The following is a 24,897-nucleotide window of genomic DNA, read 5'->3' on the forward strand; positions in this document are numbered from 1 at the left end:
AGAGACATGACTTATACAAACTTCACGGTCGACACGGACGCAGACGGCATCGCGATGGTCACCTGGAACATGCCGGACCGCTCGATGAACGTCTTCACCGAAGAGGTGATGAACGAGCTCGACAAGATCATCGACCAGGTGGTGGCCGACGCCGCCATCAAGGGCGCGGTGATCACCTCGGGAAAGGACAGCTTCTCGGGCGGCGCCGACCTGACCATGCTGCAGAAGATGCTGGCCGTATTTGCCAAGGAGAAGACCAAGGACCCGGAGAAGGCGGCACAGCTCCTGTTCGACAATGCCGGCCGCATGGGTGGCTTGTGGCGCAAGCTCGAAACGTCGGGCAAACCTTGGGTCTCGGCGATCAACGGTACCTGCATGGGCGGCGCGTTCGAGCTGTCGCTGGCCTGTCATGGCCGCGTTGCAGCTGACTCCGAAAAGGTCAAGATGGCCTTGCCGGAAGTCAAGGTCGGCATCTTCCCCGGCGCCGGTGGCACCCAACGCGTGCCGCGCCTGACCGACCAGCAGCAGGCGTTGCAGATGCTGACCACCGGCCAGACGCTGTCGCCGCAGAAAGCCAAGGCGATGGGGCTGATCCACGAGATCGCCGAACCCGGCAAGCTGATCGAGACCGCCAAAGCGATGATCAGGAACGGCCTGAAAGCCGTCCAGCCCTGGGACGAGAAGGGCTTCAAGCTGCCTGGCGGCCAAATCTATACGCCGGCCGGCTTCAATCTGTGGCCGCCGGCCATCGCCATCCTGCGCCGCGAGACCTACGGCAATTATCCGGCCGCCGCGGCCATCCTGAAATGCGTCTATGAGGGCCTGCTGGTGCCGTTCGACACCGGTCTGCGGATCGAACAGCGCTATTTCACCGAAATCATGCAGTCGAAGGAAGCAGCAGCGATGATCCGCTCGCTGTTCGTGTCGCTGCAGGAGCTCAACAAGGGCGCCCGCCGCCCGGCCGGCGTGCCGGAGACCAAGTTCAAGAAGATCGGTATTCTCGGCGCCGGCTTCATGGGTGCCGGCATCGCCTTTGTCACCGCCAAGGCCGGCATCCCGGTCGTCCTGCTCGACCGCGACATGGCGTCGGCCGAAAAGGGCAAGGCGCATTCCGACAGCCTGATCTCCGATCAGGTCAAGAAGGGCCGCGCCAAGCCCGAGGAGAAGGACAGACTTCTGTCGTTGATCACGCCGACGGCCGACTATGCCGATCTCGCCGGCTGCGATCTGGTGGTCGAGGCGGTGTTCGAGGATTCGGCCGTCAAGAAGGCTGCCACCGAGCAGGCCGAAGCCGTGCTGAAATCGTCGGCGATCTTCGCCTCCAACACTTCGACCATCCCGATCACCGCGCTGGCCAAGAATTCGGCGCGGCCGAAGAATTTCGTCGGCATCCACTTCTTCTCGCCGGTCGACAAGATGATGCTGGTCGAGATCATTTTGGGCAAGAAGACCGGCGACAAGGCGCTGGCCACCGCGATCGATTTCGTGCGCGCCATCAAGAAGACGCCGATCGTCGTCAACGACACGCGCGGCTTCTACGTCAACCGCTGCGTGCTGCGCTACATGTCGGAAGCCTACAAGATGCTGATCGAAGGCGTTCCGGCGCCGATGATCGAGAACGCCGCCAAGGCCGCCGGCATGCCGGTCGGCCCGCTGGCGCTGACCGACGAGACGGCGATCGACCTTGCCCAGAAGATCATGAAGCAGACCATCAGGGACCTCGGAGACAAGTCTGTCGACCCCAGGCAGATGGCGTTGATCAACACGCTGGTCGACACCCATCGCCGCTTCGGCCGCAAAAACGGCAAGGGTTTTTACGACTATCCCGCCAAGCCTGCCAAGAAGAAGCTGTGGCCGGGCCTGAAGGATCTCTATCCGCAGCTGGAGGCCGAGAAGGTCGACTATGAGGAACTGCAGCAGCGCCTGCTGGTAACCATTGCGCTGGAAGCGGCCCGGGTGATGGAGGAAGGCATCGTCACCGATCCGCGCGAGGCCGATCTCGGGTCGATACTCGCCTTTGGTTTCGCGCCATTCACCGGCGGCGCGCTGTCCTATATCGACGGCATCGGCGCCAGGGAGTTCGTCAGAATAGCCAAAGGCCTGCAGAAGAAATACGGCGCCGAGTTCAAGGCGCCAAAGCTGCTGCTCGACCTGGCCGAGAAGGGCGAGACCTTCTACCAGCGCTTCGATCCCTATGCGAAAGGCGAGGTGAAGAAGGCCGCTTGAGCTAGCGCCCCATGTACGTCTGGGGGCGCCTTGCGCGCATGATGGCCACGGCAAGGCGCCGTGGCCTTATGCGGTCGGTAGCGAAAGCCGACTGGCTTTTCGCTGCCTGCCGACCGAGATCGACTTCAACCTCCATCTCAACAACGCCCGCTACATGATGCTCGCCGACCTCGCGCATGACCCCGAAAATCGGAATCGATTTTCGGGGTCATGCGCCAAATCAAAATGCTACAGCGTCCTTGGCGCGTCCAACAGTACGCTTGCCCGCTCCGTTCAACCGCGACCGCCGACCTAGGCCGAGCGGGGTTTCATGAGCTCCGACCAGGGATTGCGCAGCCTTGCCAAGGCAGTTTGAGGCATCCATGACGACTTCGCCGCACACAGCTTTTTAGGGGATCGGGCCGCGCGCCGGTGGACAATCGGATGACCGCGCGTTAGAAGGAAAAGGTATTTTTTCCTGTTTTGAGGAGAGCGAATTGCTCTCGCATGACCGAGTTTGGGCAGCCATCGACGCTCTCGCTGAGCGCTATTCGTTGTCGGCCTCCGGCCTGGCCCGGCGAGCCGGTCTGGACTCCACCGCTTTCAACAAATCGAAGCGGCTGTCCTCGGATGGACGGCCGCGCTGGCCGTCGACCGAATCGCTGGCGAAGATCATCGAGGCGACCGGCGCCTCGCTCGACGAATTCACCGGGCTGGTCGAAGGCCGTGCCAAGGCCGCTTCGGGCTCGGTAGCCGCGCAGCGTTCGGCGGTGCCGCTGCTCGGCTTTGCCCAGGCCGGCGCCGGCGGCTTCTTCGATGATGCCGGCTATCCCTCAGGCCAGGGCTGGGACCTTGTCGAGCTTCCGGCACGGGCGACCGAAACCTCTTATGCGTTGAAGGTGCAGGGCGATTCCATGCTGCCGCTGTACCGCAATGGCGATGTGCTGATCGTCGAGCCGGGCGCCGCTACCCGCAAGGGCGACCGCGTCGTCGTCAAGACCAATGCCGGCGAAGTCATGGCCAAGGTGCTCGACCGCCAGACGACGAAATCGATCGTGCTGATTTCGCTCAACCCCGACCACCCGGACCGCGACATCGCGATGCGCGATGTCGAATGGGTGGCGCGGATCGTCTGGGCAAGCCAGTAGGTCTCGCGGTGCGTCTGCTTCAAATCCTCATAGCCCTCCTGGCGATCCCGGTGATGGTCGCCATTGTCGTCGCCGGCGGTCGCGCGCTGCATCGCGAAAGCACCGCCATCACCGTCGACCAGATCGACCCGGACACCGAGGCCGTGCCCGAGGAGCCGGCGACGTCGGCGATCCCCGAGGTCCGGCCCGTCAAGCCTCCGATGCACTCGCCTCAGGTGCATTCGAGGGCGATCGATCCCGAGGCCATCGCTCCGCCGCCGCTGCCGGTAGAAGAACTTGAACGGGTTGAGCCACGCGCGCCGCTGAGCGACCTGGCGCTGGCCGGGCCGCCCAAGCCGCGTGGGCGCAGAGCGGTCGACGACTGGGGAGGAACAAAACTGTTCCAGCCGGTCGCGGCCGCCGCCGGCCTGATCGAAGCCAATGGTTATTCCGTGACGGTCTCCGGCATCGACATCGTCAGGCAAGACGAGACCTGCACCGAGGGCGGCAAGTCCTGGGCTTGCGGTATCAGGGCGCGCACCGCGTTCCGGTCTTTCCTGCGCGGCCGGGCCGTTGCCTGCAAGGTGCCGCCGGAGGCCGACCGTGCGCTGATCGCCGCCGAATGCCGCATCGGCAAGCTGGATGTCGGCCAGTGGCTGGTCGAAAACGGCTGGGCGCGCGCCACGGCAGCCGGCCCCTATGTCGAAGCGGGCGACAAGGCGCGCGCCGCCAAGAAGGGCGTCTTCGGCGCCGCGACCGATCTTGGCGGCCTGCCACCGGCGCCAACGCCTGTTGTGGCACCGACGGCGTCGCAACCGATCCTCGATGCCCCGGCGATAGACACGCCGCTGGCCGGGACGGAAATTACGCCGCCAGCTGACCAGCCAGCGCCCGCTCAATGAGCGCGCGGGTTTCGGCGATGCCGTAGAGGGCTGCGAACGAACCGAAGCGCGGTCCGCGTTCCTGGCCGATCAGCACCTGGTAGATCATCTGGAAGAAAGCGCCCGAGACACCAGGGCCGCCGTCCGGGCTCTTCTTCGAATGGTCCTGATAGCGTTCGATCTTGCGCGCCACGTTGAGCGAAGCGTTCTGGATCGCTTCGCCGTCGGCGCCGGCCGGCAGGCCAGCAAGCGCGTTGCCAAGCGCTTCCAGCGCGACGCGTTCGACATCGTCGGCCGGCCGGAAGGTCTTCGTCGGCTTCACGAAATCGTCGAAGTAGCGGATGGCGAAACCGACCAGCTGGTCGAGTTCGGGATGCGTCGCCGGCGTCACGCCAGATGCATGGCGCGAGATGAAGCCCCACAGCACATCCTTGTTTTGCGCGTTGGAGGCGCTGACCAGGTTGAGCAGCAGCGAGAACGGCACCGGCATGTCGATGGAAGGCGGCTTGCCGTCATGCATGTGCCAGACCGGATTGCCCAGCCGCTCCTTCCAGTCCTGGCGCGGATAGGCGTTGAGGAAGGTGTAGTACTCGTCGACGGCGCGTGGGATGACGTCGAAATAGAGCTTTTTCGCCTGCCTTGGCCGCTGATACATATAGAGGCCGAGGCTTTCGGTCGGCGCGTAGCGCAGCCATTCGTCGATGGTCAGCCCGTTGCCCTTCGACTTCGAGATCTTCTGGCCGTTCTCGTCCAGGAACAGTTCGTAGACGAAATGCTCGGGCGCGCGCCCGCCGAGAATGTTGCAGATGCGGTCGTAGATCACCGCGTTCGTCTGGTGGTCCTTGCCGAACATTTCGAAATCGACGCCGAGCGCTGCCCAGCGCATGCCGAAATCCGGCTTCCACTGCAGCTTGACCTTCCCGCCGGTCACCGAAAGCGTGGTCTCGGTGCCCTCATCGTCGAAGGTGATGTTGCCGGCCTTGGCGTCGACATGCTTCATCGGCACGTAGAGCACGCGCCCGCTCTTCGGCGAGATCGGCAGGAACGGGCTGTAGGTTGCCTGCCGCTCCGGCCCCAGCGTCGGCAGCATCACCGCCATGATCTGCTCATAGCGCTCGGCGGCGCGCACCAGCATCGCATCGAAGCGGCCGGCCTTGTAGTACTGCGTGGCGCTGGCGAATTCGTAGTCGAAGCCGAACGTGTCGAGGAAGCGGCACAGCATCGCGTTGTTGTGGTCGCCAAAGCTCGGATAGTCGCCGCCGAACGGATTGGGCACCGCCGACAGGGGCATATGCAGATAGGGCTCGAGCGCTGCGCGATCCGGCACATTGTCGGGGATTTTGCGCATGCCGTCCATATCGTCGGAGAAGCAGAGCAGCTTGGTCTTGACCTTGTTCCCGGTCAGCACGTGAAAGGCATGGCGCACCATCGAGGTGCGCGCGACCTCGCCGAACGTGCCGATATGCGGCAGGCCCGACGGGCCGTAGCCGGTCTCGAACAGGACGATCTCCGGGAAGTCGCCGCCCTTGTAGCGCTCGATGATCTTTTTGGCTTCCTCGAACGGCCAGGCCTTGCTTTCGGCGGCTGCCGCAAGCATTTCGGGGTTGAGATCGGCGATGTTTGATCCCGTCATGTCAAAGTTCCAGTCATGGCCGGCTTTCGCGGCTGGTAAGATTTTTCAACCGGGTCTCTAGGCGCGACAGGGCGGAGCGTCAACGATATCAGGCGTTTTCGTTGCGACGGCGCCGTGGCGTCCCTACCTTCGACCCTCACTATCAAGGAGTTTTGAATGCCGTTGCCGTCCACCCATGAAGCCCTGATCTACCTGATGGTCATCACCTCGGCTTCCGATCGCGACATGACCGATATCGAACTGGCGCGCATCGGCGACGTCGTCCGCAGCTGGCCGGTGTTCGAGGATTTCAAGCAGGACAGGCTGATCGCCATTGCGCAGGACTGCCAGAAGATGCTGCATGAAAAGGATGGGTTGGAAGGCGTGCTCGAGCGTGTCGCCGAGACTTTGCCCGAACGGCTGCACGACACCGCCTATGCCGCGGCCTTCGAGGTTGCCGCCGTCGATCTAGAAATGCGCATGGAGGAATTGCGGGTGCTGCAGTTGATCCGGCGTGAGCTCGATCTCGACACGCTGACCGCCGCAGCCATCGCGCGCGGGGCGAAGGCCCGCCTGCGCACGCTGACCTGATCCAGCCCCTAAAGGAAGCTGACCGGGACCGGATCAGAAAAAGCTGACCGGGAACCGGATCAGAAGAAACTGACCGGGAAATAGCGCAGGTAGAATTCGGCGAAGGTGCCTTTCACCGATATCTCCTGCAGCGCGTAGTCCATGGCTGCGGCCAGCGCTGGGTCGCTGGCCCGGGTGGCAATGGTCATGCCGGACCCCAGATATTCCGGCGCCAGGTAGGGTCCACCGGCGAAGCGGCAGCAACCGGCGGCGTCCGTGCCGCCCAGCCAGAAGGAAAAGCGCATGCCGTCGCCGAAGGCGGCATCGATCTTGGCGCTCTTCAAGTCGCTGTAGAGGTCTTCCGGCCGTTGAAAGCGGATGATCTGCACGGTGCCGAAATAATCGCGCAGCATCTTTTCATGCGCCGAGCCGGCCAGCACGCCGACCCGCTTCGAGCGCAATTTGTCGAGGATCGGCTCGGCGAAGGCCTTGGTCTTCGGCATGATGAAGCGCGCCGGAAACTGTAGATAGGAGCGCGAAAAGCTGTACTTCGCCCGCGTCTCCGGCGTTGCGGCGATGCCGGCGATGATCGCCTCGCCTTCGCCCTTCTGCAACGCGTCGTCGAGTTCGGCCCAGGGCAGCGCCTGGATCTGGCATTTGTCGGCGATGTCGAGTTCGGCGCAAATCGCCCGCGCCAGGTCGATGTGGAAGCCGGACAGTCGGCCCGTGCCGTCGAGAAAATTGAAGGGCGGGAAATCGGTTGTGGTGAGGAACCTGAGCCTCGGCAGCGCCGCAAGGTCCGGCTTCGGCAGCCGCTCCTTGGCATCCCAAAGCACCGGCACCTGCGGTTCCGCTGCCCGCACAGCGCCGGCAAACGGCTGCACTCCGATCAGCATCGACAGCAAGGCGATGGTTATCCAGCGTGATGTCACAAAAAACTCCGCCCGTCTTGGCCGTTGGCTTGTGATACGAAAACGGCGCAGGCACAATTGTTTTTGATTTCAAAGGGCAAATTTCGGGTTATGCTTTGGCGAGGTTGCAAATAGCCGCACAGAGTCGGCCCGGGGTTGGCGGTCGCTGGCGTTAGAAAAGCTAAGGATGTGGCTTTGCAATCCGGGGTTGATGGCTAAGTGCGGGGCAGGCACGTAGCATCGGTCTCAAGAGCGGTAGGCAACATGGGGTAGATGTTGCGATGGGTTATTTTGACCGGACACTTGAATATATTGACCGGGTGCAGCGTGCCGACACGTCGGCTGCGGTGTGCGAGCAGCTACTTAGTGTCACCTCGAATTTCGGATTGACGGCCCTGATAGCCGCAACGGTGCCGCAGCCCGGTACACCAAGCAGCCAGACGAAGGACCATGTGCTGCTCTGCGATTGGCCTAGCGAATGGCTGGAGCGTTACTTATCGCGCAACTACGTCGACCACGATCCGGTCGTCAGCCATTTGAAGCAGTTTCGGGCGCCATTCCAATGGCGCGATGCCGTTCAAAGCATGCCCGCCGACAAGAGCAGCGCCGAGGTAATGCGCGACGCCCGCCAGTTCAAGCTGCGTGACGGCCTCGCCTTCCCGCTGATCACGCTCGAAGGCCAGATCGCGCTGGTCTCGCTGGGCGGTGAGGCGGTCGAACTGTCCGAAGCCGAATTCGCAATGGTCTCGCTGGCCTCCACCTATGCCATCGGCCGCGCCATGCAGCTTCAAACGACGGCCGGCAAATCTATCGATCACATTGAATTGACGCCGCGCGAGCGCGAATGCCTGCAATGGGCGGCGGTCGGAAAATCCGAGTGGGAGATTTCGCAGATCCTCGGCATCTCGGAGCATACCTCTGAGAAACACCTTCTCAACGCCAAGAGCAAACTAGGCGCCGCCAACCGTGTGCAGGCAGTCGCCGAAGCAGTCAGGCACGGCTATATCAGCTAGGCCGGTTCTGGCGGCCCGAAATTTATGGCCGCATTGTTGGCGTCATATCTTCAGAAAAGACCGGCCCCTGTCGTCCTCTTGAGACGGCTAATGCTTTCTTAACGCCAAAAGCAGACTCGGCGTCGCCAACAGGGTGCACGCCATCGCGGAGGCGTTTAGACGCAGCTATATTAGCCATGTCGGCTGTGGCAGCCTGGAAATCCTTGCCAACACCTTCGCGCAATTTTTTCGGGAAAGCCCGGCCGTATCTTCCTCTTAAGCCCAGGAGACGGCTAATGCTATTTTCCCTTACCACTCAACAACTGATGGAACGTCCCGACCTATGGGAGGCCGTCCATCGCCTGCGTTACAAGGTCTTCGTCGATGAGATGCGGTGGACCGATCTCGATCGCCCGGACGGCCTCGAAATCGATCAATTCGACCATGATGAGGCCGAACACCACCTTGTCATACGCAATGGCGAGCTTGCAGGCTATCATCGGATGCTGCCGACCACACGGCCGCATCTCCTTAGCGATGTGATGCCGGAACTCTGCGAGGGAAAGCGCCCTTCGGGACCGAATGTCTGGGAGCTAACCCGTTACGCGGTGGCGCCAGGCTTTCGCGATGGCAAGCGCGGCGTGTCTACGGTCGGCACCGAACTGATCGCCGGCTTCGTCGAATGGGGCCTTGCTCGCAATGTCGATCAGGTCATTATCGAGGTCGAGCCGGTGTGGGTGCTGCGGACGCTGCAGTTGCACTTCCTGGCGACGCCGCTCGGGTACCAGCGCACCTATGGCAACCAGCAGGTCGTCGCCACACTGCTGACCTTCAACGAGCATACGCTGGATGTCGTGCGTTCGCGCCGCAACCATCACGCCCCGGTGTTGGCCAGGGGCACCCCCCACATGCTCGGCATGCGGCAGGCGTCGTGAGACTGTCTTCACCCGACGCGCTTTAATGCATGTCGCTCAAAGTGGCCCCGGTTTTGAGAGAACGACATGCATGAAACAAAGACCTAAAGCGCGTCGCGTGAATCCGTTCAAATGCGATGCGCTTTAGACAATGGCCACAGAGCCCACCTCCGTGTGGGGGTGGGCTCTGTAATTTCAGCCTCTGCCTATCGAGGCCAGTCTCTACTTCTCGAGAAACGACGGCCCTTCGCCGACGATCTTTTTGTCTTCCTTGCCGATGGCGTCGAGATCGCGCCCATCATAGGGCAGTGACAACAGGATGCGCCGCATGACGGCCAGCCGCGAGCGTCGCTTGTCATTGGCCCGCACGATGATCCAGGGCGCGAACTGCTTGTGCGTGCGCTCGACCATCTGGTCGCGCGCCTTGGTGTAGTCGTCCCATTTGGTGATGCCGGCAATATCGATCGGCGAGAACTTCCAGTTCTTCAGCGGAGACCAGCGGCGGTCGTGAAACCGTTCGAGCTGGGTTTCGCGGCCGATGTTGAGCCAGAATTTGAAGAAATAGATGCCGTCGTTGGAGATCATCCGCTCGAAATGCGGCGTCTCGTCGAGGAATTTTGCATGCTGTTCCGGTGTGCAGAAGCCCATCACCGGCTCGACGCCGCCGCGGTTGTACCAGGACCGGTCGAAGGTGACGAATTCGCCCGATGTCGGGAAATGGGCGACGTAGCGCTGGTAGTACCATTGCCCGACTTCGGTTGGGGTCGGCTTGGTCAGCGCCACATTGCGCGCGGTTCGAGGATTGAGATACTGGCGCAGCACCGAGATGGTGCCGCCCTTGCCGGCGGCATCGCGCCCCTCGAACAGCGACATCAGTCTGCTGCCGGTCGCCTGCAGCCAGGCCTGCGCCTTGACCAGTTCGATCTGCAGCCGCTCCAGCGTCTCGTCATACTCCTCGGTCTTCATTTTCTTGTCGTAGGGGTAGTCGCCTGCGGTCAGTTTGTGGTCCTCGATCCAGCTGGGAAGCTCGGGGTTTTCGATGTCGAACTCCCGCTCCTTGCCGTCCACCTTGATATTCAGCGGCCCCTCTGCCGGCTCTGCGGCGGGACTTTCCTTGGCTTTTTTCATCGAGACGAACCTTTCCAGCTTGCGGACTCATGCTATGGGGGGCCTCAAACCCGGTCCAGCGGAAGTTTCGGCGGGACCGGCGCAGAAGCACGGAAAGCACGAATGGCTGACACCGGCGCAGAGCGGACAACCACGGGGCAGGCCGTCGCCGGCCGGCTGTGGAACAGCCGATGGCTGCTTGCCGCCGGTGCGATCGCCATCATGGCCGTTTATGGTTTTGCCGGTATCTCCGCCTATGTCGTCCTGGCTGCGTTGACGGTGCTGCTGGCCGCCGCGCTTCTGCCAACCGGAGGCGCCAGCCGGTCTGCTGAGACCATTGCCACGATCGAGGCGAGCGGGCTGCAGCGGCTTTCCGGCGAATATCTTGCGGCTGCCGTTGCCGATCCGCTGATCATCTTCGACCGCACCGCCACCATCGTCCACGCCAATGCCGCCGCCTTTGCCGCCTTTGTCGGTATCGCGCCCGGCCTGTCGCTGTCGCTAAAATTCCGCGCGCCGGAAATGCAGGCCTTGCTCGACGGCGTGCTGTCGGGAACCGTCGCCTCCGATGCCGTCGACTACACCGAGAAGCTGCCGGTTGAACGGGCCTACCGGGTCAGCGCGTCCTCGGTCGGCCACGCCACCGATCTCTATGTGCTGGTATTCAAGGACCAGAGTGAGACGCGCCGCATCGACCGCATGCGCGCTGACTTCATAGCCAATGCCAGCCACGAGTTGCGCACCCCGCTTGCTTCAATCTCGGGCTTCATCGAGACGTTGCGCGGCCCGGCCCGCAACGATCCGGCGGCGCGCGAGCAGTTCCTGCAGATCATGCAGAACCAGACCGGCCGCATGGCGCGCCTCATCGACGATCTCCTGTCGCTGTCGAGGCTTGAAATGAAGCCTTACCTGAGGCCGGGAACCGAGGTCGATCTGCGCCAGACCATCGACAGCGTCATCGATTCACTAGGCCCGCTCGCCAGCGAGAACGGCGTCGTCATCGAACGCGACTACGCCGAGGGGCCGCTCGACGTGCCCGGAGACCGCGACGAGCTGTTCCAGGTGTTCGAGAATCTCTTGGAAAACGCCTGCAAATACGGCCAGCCTGGCGGACGCGTCACGGTGTCGATCGCGCGGGGCGAGGCCGGCCCGGAACCGGGCATCGATGTAACCATCAGGGACTACGGCCCGGGCATCCCGGAAGAGCACATACCGCGCATTACCGAGCGCTTCTATCGCGTCGACGTGGAGAGCAGCCGCACGCAGAAAGGCACCGGTCTTGGCCTGTCCATCGTCAAGCATATTCTGACGCGCCACAACGCCCGGCTTTCGATCAAGTCGGAGGTTGGCAAGGGCGCGGCGTTCACGGTCCATTTGCCGGCAGGCTGAGGCGGTACTATCTGCTAACTGCCTGTTTCTTCTTTCTGTCATCCGGCTAGCGTATCAGCACAGGGGTCGAGGAAACGACTCAAAAGGCCAAAGATTTAAGGAAGGCATTTCGCCCATGCAGTCCGTACACATTGTCAGCGCCTATGACGAAGAGCTGAAATACCTGGCGAAGCGCATCGCTGCGATGGGCGGCCATGCCGAGCGCATGGTCGAGCAGGCGATCCAGGCGCTGGTCAATGCCGATCCCGGCCTCGCCCAGAAGGTCATTCGTGACGACATCGTGCTTGACGATGGCCAGCGCGAAATCGACGACAAAGCCATCGTCATCATCGCCAAGCGCCAGCCCATGGCGACGGATCTGCGCGAGATCGTCGGCGCCATCCGCATTTCGGCCGACCTCGAACGGGTCGGTGACCTCGCCAAGAACGTCGCCAAGCGTGTGGTCAGCGTCATTGACGGCCGCCAGCCGACCAGCCTGTTTCGCGGCCTCGAGGCGCTTGCCGAACTCGCTTTGACCCAGCTCAAGGAAGTGCTCGACGTCTATGCCTCGCGCTCGGTCGAGAAAATAGGCTTCGTTCGCGACCGCGACGACCAGATCGACGCCATGTACACCTCGCTGTTTCGCGAGCTTTTGACCTACATGATGGAAGATCCGCGCAACATCACGCCGTGCACGCATCTGCTGTTTTGCGCCAAGAACATCGAGCGCATCGGCGACCACGCCACCAACATTGCCGAGACGATCTACTACATCGTCACCGGCGAGCAGTTGCCGGCCGAGCGTCCCAAGGGCGACAAGACCGACAAGGTTGCCCTGCCGGTGCTGCCGGTGAAGTGATCGCGCCCCTCGAACGCTTAATCATATTGCGCTAAACTGCCCGGATGTTAGCGTCTCGGTTCCTGGCCAAGGCCAGGCGCTCAGGAGGCTGCGATGGAATATGTCCGAGAGTTCAAGCCGGCGCCGGCATCGTCCGGCATCATCGCGTCGAGCGTCTACACCGCCGGCAAGCGCATCGCCGACATACCGATCGAGGAAGCCGGCGAATGGGCCAAGAAGTCGGGCCATGTCGTCTGGATCGGGCTGCTCGAACCCGACCGCGAGCTTCTGCTGCGCGTCAAGGCGCAATTTCATCTGCACGAACTGGCGATCGAAGACGCCGAACATCCGCACCAGCGGCCGAAGATCGAGCAATATGGCGATGCACTGTTCATCGTTGCCCGCACTGCACAGCTGATCGACGGACGCGTCACCTTCGGCGAGACGCATCTGTTCGTCGGCTCAGGCTATATCGTCAGCGTCAGGCATGGTCCCTCGACCTCATACGCCGCCGTGCGCCAGCACTGGGAAAGCTGTCCGCACTCACTGGCCAAGGGCGAGGATTTCGTCCTCTACGCCATCCTCGACTTCATCGTCGACAACTACATGCCGGTGCTAGAGCAGATCGAGGACGAGGTCGAGGCGATCGAGGACAGGGTGCTGCTGAAGCCGATGACCGGTCCCGACATCGAGCGGCTCTATATGCTGCGCCGCGATCTGTTGCGCCTGCGCAATGCGGCGCTGCCGCTGGTCGAGGTCTGCCGCCGGCTGACCAGCGCCGAACTGCCGCAGATCCATACCGCAATGCATCCGCTGTTTCGCGATGTCACCGACCATATCCGGACCGTGCAGGAAAAGATCGACAGCCTGCGCGAGGTTCTGGCGTTCGCTTTCGAAGCCAGCCTGCTGGTCGGCCAGAGCCAGGAAACCGCGAACACCAAGAAGCTGGCCTCATGGGCGGCGATCCTGGCGGTGCCGACGGCGCTCGCCGGCATTTACGGCATGAATTTCGACGACATGCCGGAACTGAAGATGCAATACGGCTATCCCGTCGTATTGGTCTCGATCGCGCTGATCTGCTCGTTTTTGTATTGGCGATTTCGGAAGAGTGGGTGGCTGTGATGGTAGGCAGTAGGCAGTAGGCAGTAGGCAGAATAAGGTAGCGCCTCACGAGCGCTACCCCATTCCCTACTGCCCAGTCCCCAATCCCTATTCCTAACTACCGGCTCCTGCGCCGCTCTGAAGCCGGCTGGAACGCCACCCTTGCGTGGTACTTGCAGTAAGGTCCGGTTTCAGCCGCCTCGTTGCCGCAGAAGTTGAAGTCTTCCGATAGCGGATCGCCATTCGGCCATTTGCAGGTGCGCTCGGTGAGATCGGTGAGCTGCAGATGCCGCGAGATCGGCACGACGACGTTTTCGACCGGGCGGATGTAGTGGCGCGCCACCGGCTCGGCGTCGAACTGCGCCTGCAGTGCGTTCGCCCCGATCGAAGTCGTGACATGGCGCTGCGTGGTTGCGGCGCGAGGCACCGATTTCTGGATCGAAGATCCCTGCGTTGTCTTCTTCTGACGCGCCGGCGTCGCGGTCGAGCGTCCGCGGCCCGACAGCTTCAGCCGGTGCACCTTGCCGATGACCGCGTTGCGGCTGACCCCGCCGAGTTGTGCGGCGATCTGGCTTGCGCTCAAGCCCTCCGACCACAGTTTCCTGAGAAGTTCGACCCGCTCGTCAGTCCAGTTCATGAGACCGCGCTCCTGCTATGTGTGCGGCAGCCGGAATCCGTTCCCGACCCGGCAATCTTTGCCGGGGCAGACACCACATATATTAGGTGATTAGGTCCGCCGCACGAAATCTAGTTATTTCCCGACTACAATTACCTCATGTGTTGACTCGGTGACAAGAGTCCCAGGTGCAACACGAATCGGTTTTTTAGGTTTTCCCCAACTTGCCCGGTCGCTTATGAGCCGGCGTCTCGTCGGGAGCTGGCCACGCGCCTCTGCACGACGTTTTCGTTGACTTCATGGCCGAAAAACACGATAAGCCGCAAAGGCCGCCGCTTTGGCGGCTTTTTTGATTTTTCCGGTACCGGAGACGCATATAATGAGCGGTTCGGCGCTTTACGAGACCTTTGCCCGCGCCCCTTTGGCCTTCGATCATGGCGAAGGCACCTGGCTGGTTACCGACAAGGGCGAGCGATATCTCGATTTCGCTGGCGGCATCGCGGTCAATTCGTTGGGCCACAGCCATCCGCATCTGGTCTCGGCGCTGACCGAACAGGCGGCCAAGCTCTGGCACGTCTCCAATCTCTACGAGATCCCGGGGCAGGCCCGGCTCGGCGAGCGGCTGGCTGACGCCACCTTCGCCGACAAGGTGTTCTTCACCAATTCCGGCGCCGAGGCGCTCGAATGCGCGATCAAGACGGCGCGGCGCTACCAGTTCGTCAAGGGCCATCCCGAGCGCTTCCGGGTCATTACCTTCGAAGGCGCCTTCCACGGCCGCACGCTGGCGACCATCGCCGCCGGCGGCCAGTACAAATATCTCGAAGGCTTCGGCCCCAAGGTCGAAGGCTTCGACCAGGTCGGCTTCGACGACATCGACGCCGCCGAGAAGGCGATCACACCAGAGACCGCCGCGATCCTGATCGAACCGGTACAGGGCGAGGGCGGCATCCGCCCGGTGCCGACGCAATCCTTGAAGCGGCTGCGGCAGCTCTGCGACCAGCATGGCCTGCTGCTGATCTTCGATGAGGTCCAGTGCGGTATCGGTCGCACCGGAAAGCTGTTCGCGCATGAATGGACCGGCGTGACGCCCGACATCATGGCGATTGCCAAGGGCATTGGCGGCGGCTTCCCGATGGGCGCGTGCCTCGCCACCGACGACGCTGTCGTCGGCATGACGGCAGGCGTGCATGGCACCACTTTCGGCGGCAATCCGCTGGCCATGGCGGTCGGCAACGCTGTGCTCGACGTCGTGCTGGAAGACGGCTTCCTCGAAGACGTCCAGCGCAAGGCATTGCTGATGAAGCAGGGCCTGGCGGCGGTCGCCGACGAATTTCCTGATGTCATCGAAGGCATCAGGGGCAGCGGCCTGATGCTTGGCCTGAAATGCGCCATGCCCAACACCAAGGTCAACATGGCGCTGCGCGACCAGCATCTGCTGGCGGTGCCGGCAGGCGACAACGTCATTCGTCTGCTGCCGCCGCTGACCGTCACCGACGCCGAGATCGGCGAAGCGCTCGATCGCATCCGCGCCGGCGCCAAGGGCCTGACCGACGCCATCGCCGCGGCCGCCTCGAAGTAATCCCGAGAGCCATTCCCGATGAGCCTTCGCCATTTCACCGATCTTTCCGCCGTTTCCGAAGGCGATCTGCGCCTGATGCTGGACGATGCGGTGGTGCGCAAGGCGCGCCTCAAGGCCGGCGAACGGACCAAACCGCTCGAAGGCAAGGTGCTGGCCATGATCTTCGACAAGCCGTCGACGCGCACGCGCGTGTCCTTCGACGTCGGCATGCGACAGCTCGGCGGCGAGACCATCATGCTGACCGGGACCGAAATGCAGCTCGGCCGCTCCGAGACCATTGCCGACACCGCCAAGGTGCTGTCGCGCTATGTCGACGCCATCATGATCCGCACCACGTCGCATGAGCGGCTGCTCGAGCTGACCGAGAATGCCACGATTCCGGTCATCAACGGGCTGACCGACGACACCCATCCCTGTCAGCTGATGGCCGACATCATGACCTTCGAGGAGCATCGCGGTCCGGTTGCCGGCAAGACCATCGCCTGGACCGGCGACGGCAACAACGTGCTGCATTCGCTGCTCGAGGCCTCGGCGCGGTTCCGCTTCAACCTGAACGTCGCAGTGCCGGAAGGCAGCGAGCCGGCGCAGAAGCACATCGACTGGTCGAAGACCAATGGCGGCAAGCTGCACTTCACCCGCTCGCCCGAAGAGGCCGTCGACCAGGCCGACTGCATCGTCACCGACTGCTGGGTGTCGATGGGCCAGGAACACCGCGCCCGCGGCCATAATGTCTTCTCGCCCTATCAGGTCAATGCGGCGCTGATGGCCAGGGCCAAGCCCGACGCCCTGTTCATGCACTGCCTGCCGGCGCATCGTGGCGAGGAAGTGACCGACGAGGTCATCGACGGTCCGCATTCGGTGGTCTTCGACGAAGCCGAGAACCGGCTCCACGCCCAGAAGGCGGTTTTGGCCTGGTGTCTGGGCGCTTGATCTCCAGGCGCTTGATCTCCAAGCGCTTGATCCGGGGCGGCGCGATGCCTATTTGCGCCCCATCACGCAAATCAAGCGCGTTTGGACGCATGCACCCCTCCGGGCCGCATGGCCGCGCCCTGGAGCTTTGTCATGTTGGAAACGCATCAAGTGACTGAACATCACCCCAAACTCGGCGAGTTCGGCTATGCCGGCGACGATCATGTCGTACCCTTCGAGGTCGGCCCGCTCGACGTGCGCGGCCGCACCGTGCAACTCGGGCCGATGCTCGACGCCATCCTCAACCGTCACGACTATCCCGAGCCGGTCGCCCGCCTGCTCGCGGAAGCCTGTGTGCTGACGGTGCTGCTCGGCACCTCGCTCAAATTCGAAGGCAAGTTCATCTTGCAGACCCGCACCGACGGCCCGGTCGACATGCTGGTCGCGGATTTCTCCACGCCTTCGGCATTGCGCGCCTATGCGCGTTTCGACGCCGACCGGCTGGAGGCCCTGGTGGCCGCAGGCCAGACCTCGCAGCAGACGCTGCTGGGCAGCGGCGTTTTGGCGCTGACCATCGACCAGGGCGCGCACACGCAGCGCTATCAGGGCATCGTCCAGCTCGACGGCGAGACGCTGGAGGACGCCGCGCGCACCTATTTCCGCCAGTCGGAGCAGATCCCGACCGACCTCAGGCTGTCGGTGGCCAAGCTTCTGACGCCAGGTCCCGGCGGCGCTCGTGAGCAGTGGCGCGCCGGCGGCATCCTGGCGCAGTTCCTGCCGCAGTCACCCGAGCGCATGCGCGTGCCCGACATTTCGGGCGGCGACGGCGATCCGCGTGACGTGACGCAGGAGCCGGCCGACAATTCGTGGCGCGAGCTGGTGGCGCTGCTCGGCACCATCGAGCCGACCGAGCTGATCGACCCGACCATCGGCGCCGAGCGGCTGCTCTACAGGCTGTTCCACGAACATGGCGTGCGCGTCTTCGGCGGCGTGCCGGTCGCCGACCAATGTTCCTGCTCAAGGGACAAGATACGCGGCATCCTCGAGGGGTTTTCCGCGCAGGAGATCAAGGACAGCACCGAAGATGGCGGCATCCACGTCGCCTGCGAGTTCTGCTCGAAGCAGTACGACTTCGACCCGGCGGAGTTTGCAACTCAGTAGCATCTCTTCCTTCTCCCCGTTCACGGGGAGAAGGTGCCCGAAGGGCGGATGAGGGGCAGCGCGAACTTTGGTGAATGGCCGCGCATAGCCTACGTCATGTGCGTGGAAGATAACCTCATGAGTCCGGCGGCGCCCCTCGTTGCACTGCCGGGCAGTCCTCCCCGTATAGAGATGGGGAGAAAACCCCTAATTCACCGTCCGCCGCGTCCCCGGCAGATCCAGCGAAAACGCGGGAATAGCGACGTCGAACGTCTCGCCCTTTTTGTTGCGCATGGTGTAGTGGCCGACCATGAAGCCGGAGGGCGTCGAGAGCGGGCAGCCTGACGTGTATTGATAGCTGTCGCCGGGATTGAGCTCAGGCTGGTCGCCGACCACGCCGGCGCCGCGCACTTCCTCGATCCGGCCGCTGCCGTCGGTGATGTGCCAGTAACGCGACATAAGCTGCACGAAATCGTCCGACTGGTTGTCGATCGTCACCTGGTAGCCCCAGACATAACGGTTCTCCGCCGGGTCCGAGCGGTCCTCCAGGTAGAACGGTCTGACCTGCACTTCGATGTTGCGCGTGACGGCGCGATACATGGGCTGCTCCGGTTGCGCGGCAAGGAACATTTGTCGCGCTATGCGGTTTGATACGCGCACAACGGCATGTCCTGCCAGCCTCAAAGCGGAGGTGCCGACAAACAATGTCATTTAAGTGACACATGACAATGTTGGTGTGCGCAAACCTTGCCGGCGACTCAAGGCCCATCTGTCGACTGACAAAGCAGCCGCGAGCGGCCTTTCCGGAGTGACCAGATCTCGATGGAACCAGCTCTCACAGCCGCCTTCGCTTCCTCCGCTTTGCTTCTTTCCAATCTCGCCAGCATCCTGCTTGCTTCGTCGAAACTGCAAGCGCGTCGCCTTATCCCTCCGCCGTCCGGCGAGCAGCCACCGGTCTCGATCGTCGTGCCGTCGCGCGGCGTGGAGCCGTTCACACAAGAGACGCTCCAGCGAGCCTTCTCGCTCGACTGGCCGCGCTACGAACTGATCTTCTGCGTCGCTCACGCCGACGATCCCGTCGTCAAACTGATAAACAGGGCGATCGTCCTGTTTCCCAACGTGCCGGCCCGGCTGCTGATCGGCGACGACCGCGTCAGCAGCAACCCGAAGCTCAACAACTGCGTCAAGGGCTGGGAAGCGGCGCGCTATCATTGGGTTATTCTGGCGGATTCCAACGTGCTGATGCCAAGGGATTACGTCCAGCACCTGATGGCGGCCTGGCGGACCAATACCGGGCTTATCTGCTCGACGCCGATCGGCTCTCGGCCGGATGGCTTTTGGGCCGAGGTCGAATGCGCGTTCCTCAACACGCTGCAGGCGCGCTGGCAATATGCCGGCGAGGCGCTCGGTCTCGGCTTTGCCCAAGGCAAGAGCATGCTGTGGAACAAGCCGATGCTCGATACCAGTGGCGGTATCCGCGCGCTGGCCGCCGAGATCGCTGAGGATGCTGCTGCAACCAAGCTGGTCAACGGACTGGGCCTGCGCGTCAATCTCGTTGCCTCGCCTTTCGAGCAACCACTGGGGCAGCGCCGACTTGCCGACATCTGGTCGCGCCAGGCGCGCTGGGCGCGGTTGCGCCGCGTCACCTTCCCGCTGTTTTTCGCACCCGAGATCCTGACCGGCGTCGCCGTGCCGTTGGCGTTGGCACTGGTGGCGGCCGCAAGTGCCGGCATCAGCCTGCCGGCCACGGTGTTGGCCGTGCTGACGGCGGCCTACATTCCCGAATGCGCGCTGGCCGCGGCCAAGGGCTGGCATCTGTCGCTGCGCCTGGTCCCGGCGATGATGGTCCGCGACATGATGCTTCCCGCCATCTGGGCGCGCGGCTGGCTGAGCGGCGCCGTCGACTGGCGCGGCAACATCATGACCATCGGCACCAAGACGGCCGAACTGGAAGAGGTTTCGTCGGGAGCGTGACGCCTCGCGGCCTATCCGGCTGCCTTCAGCGCCTGCGCAACGTCCTCCAGCAGATCGTCCGTATCCTCAAGACCGACCGACAGCCTGAGCGTTCCCGGCCCGATGCCAAGCTCGGCGCGAGCTTCGTCGCTGAGGTTCTTGTGCGTGGTGGTCGCCGGATGGGTGATCAGGCTCTTGGCGTCGCCGAGATTGTTGGAGATCAGCACGATGTCGAGCGCGTTCTGCAAGGCGAAGGCCGCCTGCTTGCCGCCCTTAACGTCGAGGCAGATCAGCGTCGATCCGCCCGTCATCTGCTTCTTGACGATGTCGGCCTGCGGGTGGTCGGCGCGGCCGGGATAGATGACGCGGGCGATTTCCGGCCGTCCTGCCAGGAAATCCGCGATCTTGGCCGCGCTTTCCGTCTGCTGGCGCACCCGAACCGGCAGCGTCTCCAGGCCCTTGAGCAGCGTCCAGGCGTTGAACGGCGACAGGCTCGGGCCGGTGTGGCGGAAATAGTCGTGCAAATTCTCGTCGATCCATTTCTTGTCCGACAGGATGATGCCGCCGAGACAGCGTCCCTGGCCGTCAATGTGCTTGGTCGCGGAGTAGACGACGATATGGGCGCCGAGCTGCAAGGGCTTCTGCTGCAAGGGCGTGGCAAAGACATTGTCGACGATCAGCCTGGCGCCGATCGAGGTGGCGAGCGCCGCCACCGCTGCGATGTCGACCACTTCCAGCGTCGGATTGGTCGGGCTTTCCAGGAAGAACAGTTTCGTGTTCGGCCGCACCGCCTTTTCCCAGTTGGCGATGTCGGTGCCGTCGACCAGCGTTGCCTCGATGCCGTATTTCGGCGCCAGCGTCTCCACCACCCAGCGGCAGGAGCCGAACAGCGCGCGCGCCGCAACGATATGGTCGCCGGCCTTGGCGCTGCACAGGAGCGCTGCCGTCACCGCCGCCATGCCGGACGCCGTGGCGCGCGCATCTTCGGCACCCTCCAGCGCGCACATGCGCTTTTCGAACATGTCGACGGTAGGGTTGGCATAGCGCGAATAGATGAAGCCCGGCTCCTCGCCCTTGAAACGGGCCTCGGCAGCCTGCGCCGTCTCGTAGACATAGCCTTGGGTGAGGTACATCGCTTCGGACGTCTCGCCGAACTGGGAACGCAGCGTTCCCCCGTGCACGAGTGCGGTCTGAGGTTTCCAGTTACGCTTCTTGGTGCTCATCGCTTTTGTTCCAGACACAAAAAAACCGGCCGCGAAAGTCGCAACCGGTCCATATGGCCTTGCGGCCCGACGGTCCTTTAGCGACTTGTTTAACGTGGCTGCAAGCCGACCGGCCAAATCACCACGGGATAACGACCCTTTAGACCTCACCTGCGCTTGCGTCAATTGCCGGCTTCATTAAGAGGTTTGTACCAGGCAGGTTCCGCAATAATATCCAGCGGTTTTGCGGCAAGAACCTGCCACAAAGAGACCGACCTTGGAGCGGAGCCAGCCTTTTGCGGCAGACAGGCATTCTTCCCGATCAGGACATTTCCGCGCTGTTTCAGTCCGGCGCGCTCAAGTCGCCGCGCGCGCTCGATGTCGACCAGGTGCAGCCGGCGAGCCTCGATCTCAGGCTCGGCGACAAGGCTTTTCGCGTGCGCGCCTCCTTCCTGCCGGGTCCCGATCATCTGGTGGCCGACAAGCTTCACCGGCTGAAATTGCATGAGTTCAGTCTCGCCGAGGGCGCGGTGCTGGAAACCGGCTGCGTCTACATCGTGCCGCTGCTCGAAAGCCTGGCGCTGCCCGCAAACGTGTCGGCCTCGGCCAACCCGAAGAGCTCGACCGGCCGGCTCGACATCTTCACCCGGGTGATGACCGATCGCGGCCATGAGTTCGACAAGATCGCCCCCGGCTATCACGGGCCGCTTTATCTCGAAGTCAGTCCGCGCACCTTCCCGATCGTCGTACGCGCCGGATCGAGGCTGTCGCAGATCCGCTTTCGCACCGGCAACGCGCTGTTGTCGGAGGCAGAACTGAACGAATTGCACCGCGCCGAGATGCTGGTGGCGACCGAGCCGCCCAACATTTCCGGCGGCGGCATTGCGCTGTCGATCGATCTCGACGGCGACCAGAACGGCCTGGTCGGCTATCGCGGCAAGCATCACACCGGCTTGGTCGATGTCGACAAGCGCGCCGCCCAGGATGCCGTCGATTTCTGGGAGCCGCTCTATAAGAGCGGCGCCGGCGAACTGGTGCTCGACCCGGACGAGTTCTACATCCTGGTCAGCCGCGAAGCCGTGCACGTGCCGCCGCTCTACGCCGCCGAGATGACGCCCTTCGATCCGCTGGTTGGCGAATTCCGTGTTCACTATGCCGGCTTCTTCGATCCGGGCTTCGGCCATTCGGCCTCAGGCGGCACCGGCAGCCGGGCGGTGCTCGAAGTGCGCAGCCACGAAGTGCCGTTCATCCTCGACCACGGCCAGATCGTCGGCCGGCTGGTCTACGAACACATGCTGAAGCGGCCGCAGGCGCTTTACGGCACCGATCTCGGCTCGAATTACCAGGCGCAAGGCCTCAAGCTCTCCAAGCATTTCCGCCCCGCCGGCTGAACCTTCGATCACCGTCAGGCAAAATACTTGCCTGCGCTGCCTCACCATGCTTGGCTGCCTTTCGGTGGCCGGCAAGAGAACGGCGCGCAAGGGGAACCAAAATGCAGATTTCAAGATGGATCATATCGGCAGCGGGCGCTGCCATGCTGGTGATATCGGCCGGCTCGCTGGCTGAGGCGCAGGAGAAATTGAAGATCGGCACCGAGGGCGCTTATCCGCCCTTCAACACCATCACCGCGGACGGCAAGATCGAGGGCTTCGACATCGACATTGCCAATGCGCTGTGTGCGCAGATGAAGGTCGAGTGCGAGATCGTCACCCAGGACTGGGACGGCATCATCCCGGCGCTGCAGGCGAAAAAGTTCGACGCCATCATCGCCTCGATGAGCATCACCGAGGAGCGCAAGAAACAGGTCGCCTTCACCAACAAATACTACACGACGCCGCTGGCGCTGGTGGCGCCCAAGGACAGCGACCTCACTTCCACCGAACCGGCAGCCCTTGCCGGCAAGACGGTGGGCGCGCAGGCCTCGACCACCCAGGCCGACTATGCGCAGGACGCCTATGGCAAGGCCGGCGCCGAGGCGAAACTCTACCCCACCCAGGAAGAGGCGATCACCGACTTGCAGAACGGCCGTCTCGACGCCGTCATCTCCGACAAATTCGTGCTGATGGACTGGCTGAAGAAGGCGAGCGACGGCTGCTGCAAGCTTGTCGGTGACGTCAAGGGCACCGAGACGCAAGCCGGCATCGCTGTCCGCCTGGAGGACACGGCACTTCGCGACAAGCTCAACGGGGCGATAGACGCCATCGTCGCCGACGGCACTTACAAGAAGATCCAGGCCAAGTATTTCGATTTCGATATCTATTGAGTCCCGTCCGCCGGCGTCAGCCGCGAAAGAGATACGATTTCGCGGCTCCAAGGCAGGCATGAAAATGGCCGATAAACAGCAGTTCGCGTGCGGCCAAACGTTTCCTGCCCCAAAAGCCTTCGGTCAGTTTGACCTCGTCGAGCGAAGCGTTTGAGCCGCGCTTCAACGGGAACAACTGCTTGTCGAGGCAACCGAGGACATGGGCCTTAGCGGAGTCGATGCCGCAGACCTTGCCATTGTTGTTCAGCCTGTCGCTGCGAAGCGCTGATGTCGTGTGATCCGTGTTGCGCATCAGAAAGCTCACCTGGGCTTTCGAATAGCCGGTTGCTAGAAGACGGCTCGTCATCGCCAAACGGGCTTCACGATAGGACTTCGGGCTGCACTGGCCGGCGCTAAAGGCCACCGACGGTTGGGTCAGGAACAGGGCCACGCCCGTGAACACAATGACAAGCCGCATTCCGTTCATTTCCGGCTCCCAAATTGTGATGCTGCCTCAAAGCGCCTTCACCGCCACCTTAACCGGCTGCTCGATCTCCAGCGGGTTGCGCAGCGGCAGGCCGAAATCCGCGGCCTCGATCTCGAAAACGTCGCCGGCCTGAGTCTTGATGCCGTCGGCAAAGGACAGCGTCGCCGTGCCGAACATGTGCACATGCACGTCGCCCGGCTGGCGGAAGGCCGAATATTTGAAGTGATGATGTTCGAGATTGGCGATTGTGTGCGACATGTTCGCTTCGCCCGACAGGAACGGCTTTTCCCACAGCAAATTGCTGTCGCGATAGATTCGCGATGAGCCCCTGACGTCGGCCGGCAGGTCGCCGATCAGGATTTCCGGCCCGAACGAGGCGTTGCGCAGTTTGGAATGTGCCAGGAACAGATAGTTCACCCGCTCGGTAACATGATCGGAAAACTCGTTCGACAGCGTGAAGCCGACGCGGAACGGCGCGCCGTCGTCGCCGATGACATAGATGCCGGCGATTTCCGGCTCCTCGCCGGCGTCCTGCGCAAAGGCCGGCGACATCAGTGCGGCGCCCGGCGCCACCGCCATGGTGCCGTTGCCCTTGTAGAACCATTCCGGCTGCACGCCGGTCTGGCCCTTGGCCGGCTTGCCGCCTTCGAGCCCCATGCGGAACATCTTCATGGAATCGGTAAGCTGCTCCTCGCCGCCATCGCTGAGCTTCTTGTGCATGGAATCGCGCGTCGCCGCCGAGCCGAGATGGGTCAGGCCGGTGCCGGTCAGATGCAGATGCGCAGGATCGGGATGGTTGATCGGGGACACCAGCCGGCCCTTCTTGTAGACGGCGTCGAGGTCTATCGCTTCACCGAACCCCTTGCGTTCGATCAGCGCGGCGAGGGCCGTTCCGGTGCGCGCGGCTTCCATGGCCAGCGAATAGACGCTGCGGGCGCCGTTGATGATCCTGGTCTTGCCGCCGCCATTGCGGGCGACGACGCGGATGGTCTCGGCGTCGTCGAGGATCTGGGAGATCAGCATGATTAAATCCTCTCTCATGTGCTTGGCCTTGGATGCCTCTTGGCAAACCTTGACCTGCGCGGCTCGGACCTAGCCGCGCCACGGGTTGAACTCTTCGTCCGGATTGCGCTCGCGAACTTG

General features: G+C 62.9%; 23 protein-coding genes and 1 riboswitch. Of the genes, 15 read left to right on the forward strand and 8 right to left on the reverse strand.

Annotated features, from left to right (window positions below):
- The first annotated feature begins 6 nt into the window (after positions 1–6).
- The 3 genes from X751_RS145015 to X751_RS145005 all read left to right on the forward strand — a co-directional run bounded on the left by X751_RS145015 (position 7) and on the right by X751_RS145005 (position 4,234).
- On the forward strand, positions 7–2,226 hold the full coding sequence (locus tag X751_RS145015) for a 3-hydroxyacyl-CoA dehydrogenase NAD-binding domain-containing protein (RefSeq protein ID WP_023745295.1): 2,220 nt from the start codon (positions 7–9) through the stop codon (positions 2,224–2,226).
- Between the two features lie 476 nt (positions 2,227–2,702).
- On the forward strand, positions 2,703–3,353 hold the full coding sequence (locus X751_RS145010) for a helix-turn-helix transcriptional regulator (RefSeq protein ID WP_023681959.1): 651 nt from the start codon (positions 2,703–2,705) through the stop codon (positions 3,351–3,353).
- An 8-nt stretch (positions 3,354–3,361) separates the two neighbouring features.
- A complete protein-coding gene (locus X751_RS145005; protein ID WP_023688698.1) occupies positions 3,362–4,234 on the forward strand; it encodes a thermonuclease family protein in 873 nt (290 codons plus the stop codon).
- Here the strand turns inward: X751_RS145005 and X751_RS145000 are convergent.
- Positions 4,197–5,846 carry a lysine--tRNA ligase gene (locus X751_RS145000; RefSeq protein ID WP_023732412.1) on the reverse strand — a complete coding sequence of 550 codons (1,650 nt, stop codon included), beginning with the start codon at positions 5,844–5,846 and terminating at the stop codon, positions 4,197–4,199. The genes X751_RS145005 and X751_RS145000 overlap by 38 nt on opposite strands.
- 156 nt (positions 5,847–6,002) lie before the next feature.
- Here X751_RS145000 and X751_RS144995 point away from each other — a divergent pair, with 156 nt between their 5' ends.
- Entirely contained in the window at positions 6,003–6,416 is a 414-nt protein-coding gene (locus tag X751_RS144995) for a tellurite resistance TerB family protein (protein WP_023688697.1), read from the forward strand.
- Between the two features lie 59 nt (positions 6,417–6,475).
- Here X751_RS144995 and X751_RS144990 read toward each other — a convergent pair whose 3' ends face one another.
- Positions 6,476–7,327: a transporter substrate-binding domain-containing protein gene (locus X751_RS144990; RefSeq protein WP_023730967.1), complete on the reverse strand. Its 852-nt coding sequence runs from the start codon at positions 7,325–7,327 to the stop codon at positions 6,476–6,478.
- Positions 7,328–7,587: 260 nt separating this feature from the next.
- On the opposite strand from X751_RS144990, the gene X751_RS144985 reads away from it, so the two are divergent.
- Positions 7,588–8,319, forward strand: a complete 732-nt coding sequence (locus X751_RS144985) for a LuxR family transcriptional regulator (protein ID WP_023669621.1) — start codon at positions 7,588–7,590, stop codon at positions 8,317–8,319.
- Between the two features lie 275 nt (positions 8,320–8,594).
- A complete protein-coding gene (locus tag X751_RS144980) occupies positions 8,595–9,233 on the forward strand; it encodes a GNAT family N-acetyltransferase (protein ID WP_023681954.1) in 639 nt (212 codons plus the stop codon).
- Between the two features lie 201 nt (positions 9,234–9,434).
- Here the strand turns inward: X751_RS144980 and ppk2 are convergent, their stop codons facing one another.
- The gene (ppk2, locus tag X751_RS144975; RefSeq protein WP_023745296.1) at positions 9,435–10,340 is read right to left on the reverse strand and encodes a polyphosphate kinase 2; all 906 of its coding nucleotides are present in this window, start codon (positions 10,338–10,340) and stop codon (positions 9,435–9,437) included.
- A gap of 102 nt (positions 10,341–10,442) precedes the next feature.
- Here ppk2 and X751_RS144970 point away from each other — a divergent pair, with 102 nt between their 5' ends.
- The 3 genes from X751_RS144970 (at position 10,443) to X751_RS144960 (ending at position 13,647) form a co-directional block, all read left to right on the forward strand.
- Positions 10,443–11,708 carry an ATP-binding protein gene (locus X751_RS144970; protein ID WP_023726832.1) on the forward strand — a complete coding sequence of 422 codons (1,266 nt, stop codon included), beginning with the start codon at positions 10,443–10,445 and terminating at the stop codon, positions 11,706–11,708.
- Positions 11,709–11,823: 115 nt separating this feature from the next.
- Entirely contained in the window at positions 11,824–12,546 is a 723-nt protein-coding gene (gene phoU, locus X751_RS144965; protein ID WP_023696693.1) for a phosphate signaling complex protein PhoU, read from the forward strand.
- 93 nt (positions 12,547–12,639) lie between these two features.
- A complete protein-coding gene (locus tag X751_RS144960) occupies positions 12,640–13,647 on the forward strand; it encodes a magnesium and cobalt transport protein CorA (protein ID WP_023692534.1) in 1,008 nt (335 codons plus the stop codon).
- 97 nt (positions 13,648–13,744) lie between these two features.
- On the opposite strand, the gene X751_RS144955 is transcribed toward X751_RS144960, so the two are convergent.
- Entirely contained in the window at positions 13,745–14,263 is a 519-nt protein-coding gene (locus X751_RS144955) for a GcrA family cell cycle regulator (protein WP_023669627.1), read from the reverse strand.
- A 358-nt stretch (positions 14,264–14,621) separates the two neighbouring features.
- Between X751_RS144955 and X751_RS144950 the strand changes: the two genes are divergently transcribed.
- The 3 genes from X751_RS144950 (at position 14,622) to X751_RS144940 (ending at position 17,891) form a co-directional block, all read left to right on the forward strand.
- Positions 14,622–15,821 carry an aspartate aminotransferase family protein gene (locus tag X751_RS144950; RefSeq protein ID WP_023745297.1) on the forward strand — a complete coding sequence of 400 codons (1,200 nt, stop codon included), beginning with the start codon at positions 14,622–14,624 and terminating at the stop codon, positions 15,819–15,821.
- An 18-nt stretch (positions 15,822–15,839) separates the two neighbouring features.
- Positions 15,840–16,751: an ornithine carbamoyltransferase gene (argF, locus tag X751_RS144945; RefSeq protein ID WP_023681949.1), complete on the forward strand. Its 912-nt coding sequence runs from the start codon at positions 15,840–15,842 to the stop codon at positions 16,749–16,751.
- 108 nt (positions 16,752–16,859) lie between these two features.
- Positions 16,860–17,891, forward strand: coding sequence for an Hsp33 family molecular chaperone (locus tag X751_RS144940; RefSeq protein ID WP_031195623.1), 1,032 nt, complete (start codon positions 16,860–16,862; stop codon positions 17,889–17,891).
- 186 nt (positions 17,892–18,077) lie between these two features.
- Here the strand turns inward: X751_RS144940 and apaG are convergent, their stop codons facing one another.
- Positions 18,078–18,470 (reverse strand): Co2+/Mg2+ efflux protein ApaG, encoded by a 393-nt coding sequence (apaG, locus tag X751_RS144935; RefSeq protein ID WP_023681948.1) that lies wholly within the window; start codon positions 18,468–18,470, stop codon positions 18,078–18,080.
- Positions 18,471–18,692: 222 nt separating this feature from the next.
- Here apaG and X751_RS144930 point away from each other — a divergent pair, with 222 nt between their 5' ends.
- Complete coding sequence (locus tag X751_RS144930) at positions 18,693–19,844, forward strand: ceramide glucosyltransferase (RefSeq protein WP_023745298.1); 1,152 nt, start codon at positions 18,693–18,695, stop codon at positions 19,842–19,844.
- A gap of 11 nt (positions 19,845–19,855) precedes the next feature.
- Here X751_RS144930 and X751_RS144925 read toward each other — a convergent pair whose 3' ends face one another.
- Complete coding sequence (locus X751_RS144925) at positions 19,856–21,046, reverse strand: O-succinylhomoserine sulfhydrylase (protein ID WP_023669633.1); 1,191 nt, start codon at positions 21,044–21,046, stop codon at positions 19,856–19,858.
- A 57-nt stretch (positions 21,047–21,103) separates the two neighbouring features.
- Positions 21,104–21,181: riboswitch (SAM riboswitch) on the reverse strand.
- A 140-nt stretch (positions 21,182–21,321) separates the two neighbouring features.
- Here X751_RS144925 and X751_RS144920 point away from each other — a divergent pair.
- Together X751_RS144920 and X751_RS144915 are read left to right on the forward strand one after the other, a co-directional pair.
- On the forward strand, positions 21,322–22,416 hold the full coding sequence (locus tag X751_RS144920) for a 2'-deoxycytidine 5'-triphosphate deaminase (protein WP_023699517.1): 1,095 nt from the start codon (positions 21,322–21,324) through the stop codon (positions 22,414–22,416).
- 101 nt (positions 22,417–22,517) lie between these two features.
- Positions 22,518–23,288 carry an ABC transporter substrate-binding protein gene (locus tag X751_RS144915; protein WP_023745299.1) on the forward strand — a complete coding sequence of 257 codons (771 nt, stop codon included), beginning with the start codon at positions 22,518–22,520 and terminating at the stop codon, positions 23,286–23,288.
- 16 nt (positions 23,289–23,304) lie between these two features.
- Here the strand turns inward: X751_RS144915 and X751_RS144910 are convergent, their stop codons facing one another.
- Together X751_RS144910 and araD1 are read right to left on the reverse strand one after the other, a co-directional pair.
- Positions 23,305–23,754, reverse strand: a complete 450-nt coding sequence (locus tag X751_RS144910; protein ID WP_023745300.1) for a hypothetical protein — start codon at positions 23,752–23,754, stop codon at positions 23,305–23,307.
- A gap of 27 nt (positions 23,755–23,781) precedes the next feature.
- Positions 23,782–24,777: an AraD1 family protein gene (gene araD1, locus X751_RS144905; protein ID WP_023730974.1), complete on the reverse strand. Its 996-nt coding sequence runs from the start codon at positions 24,775–24,777 to the stop codon at positions 23,782–23,784.
- Between the last annotated feature and the right edge of the window lie 120 nt (positions 24,778–24,897).

Origin of the sequence: Mesorhizobium sp. LNJC394B00 (genome assembly GCF_000502555.1) — a bacterium.
Classification (GTDB): Bacteria; Pseudomonadota; Alphaproteobacteria; order Rhizobiales; family Rhizobiaceae; genus Mesorhizobium.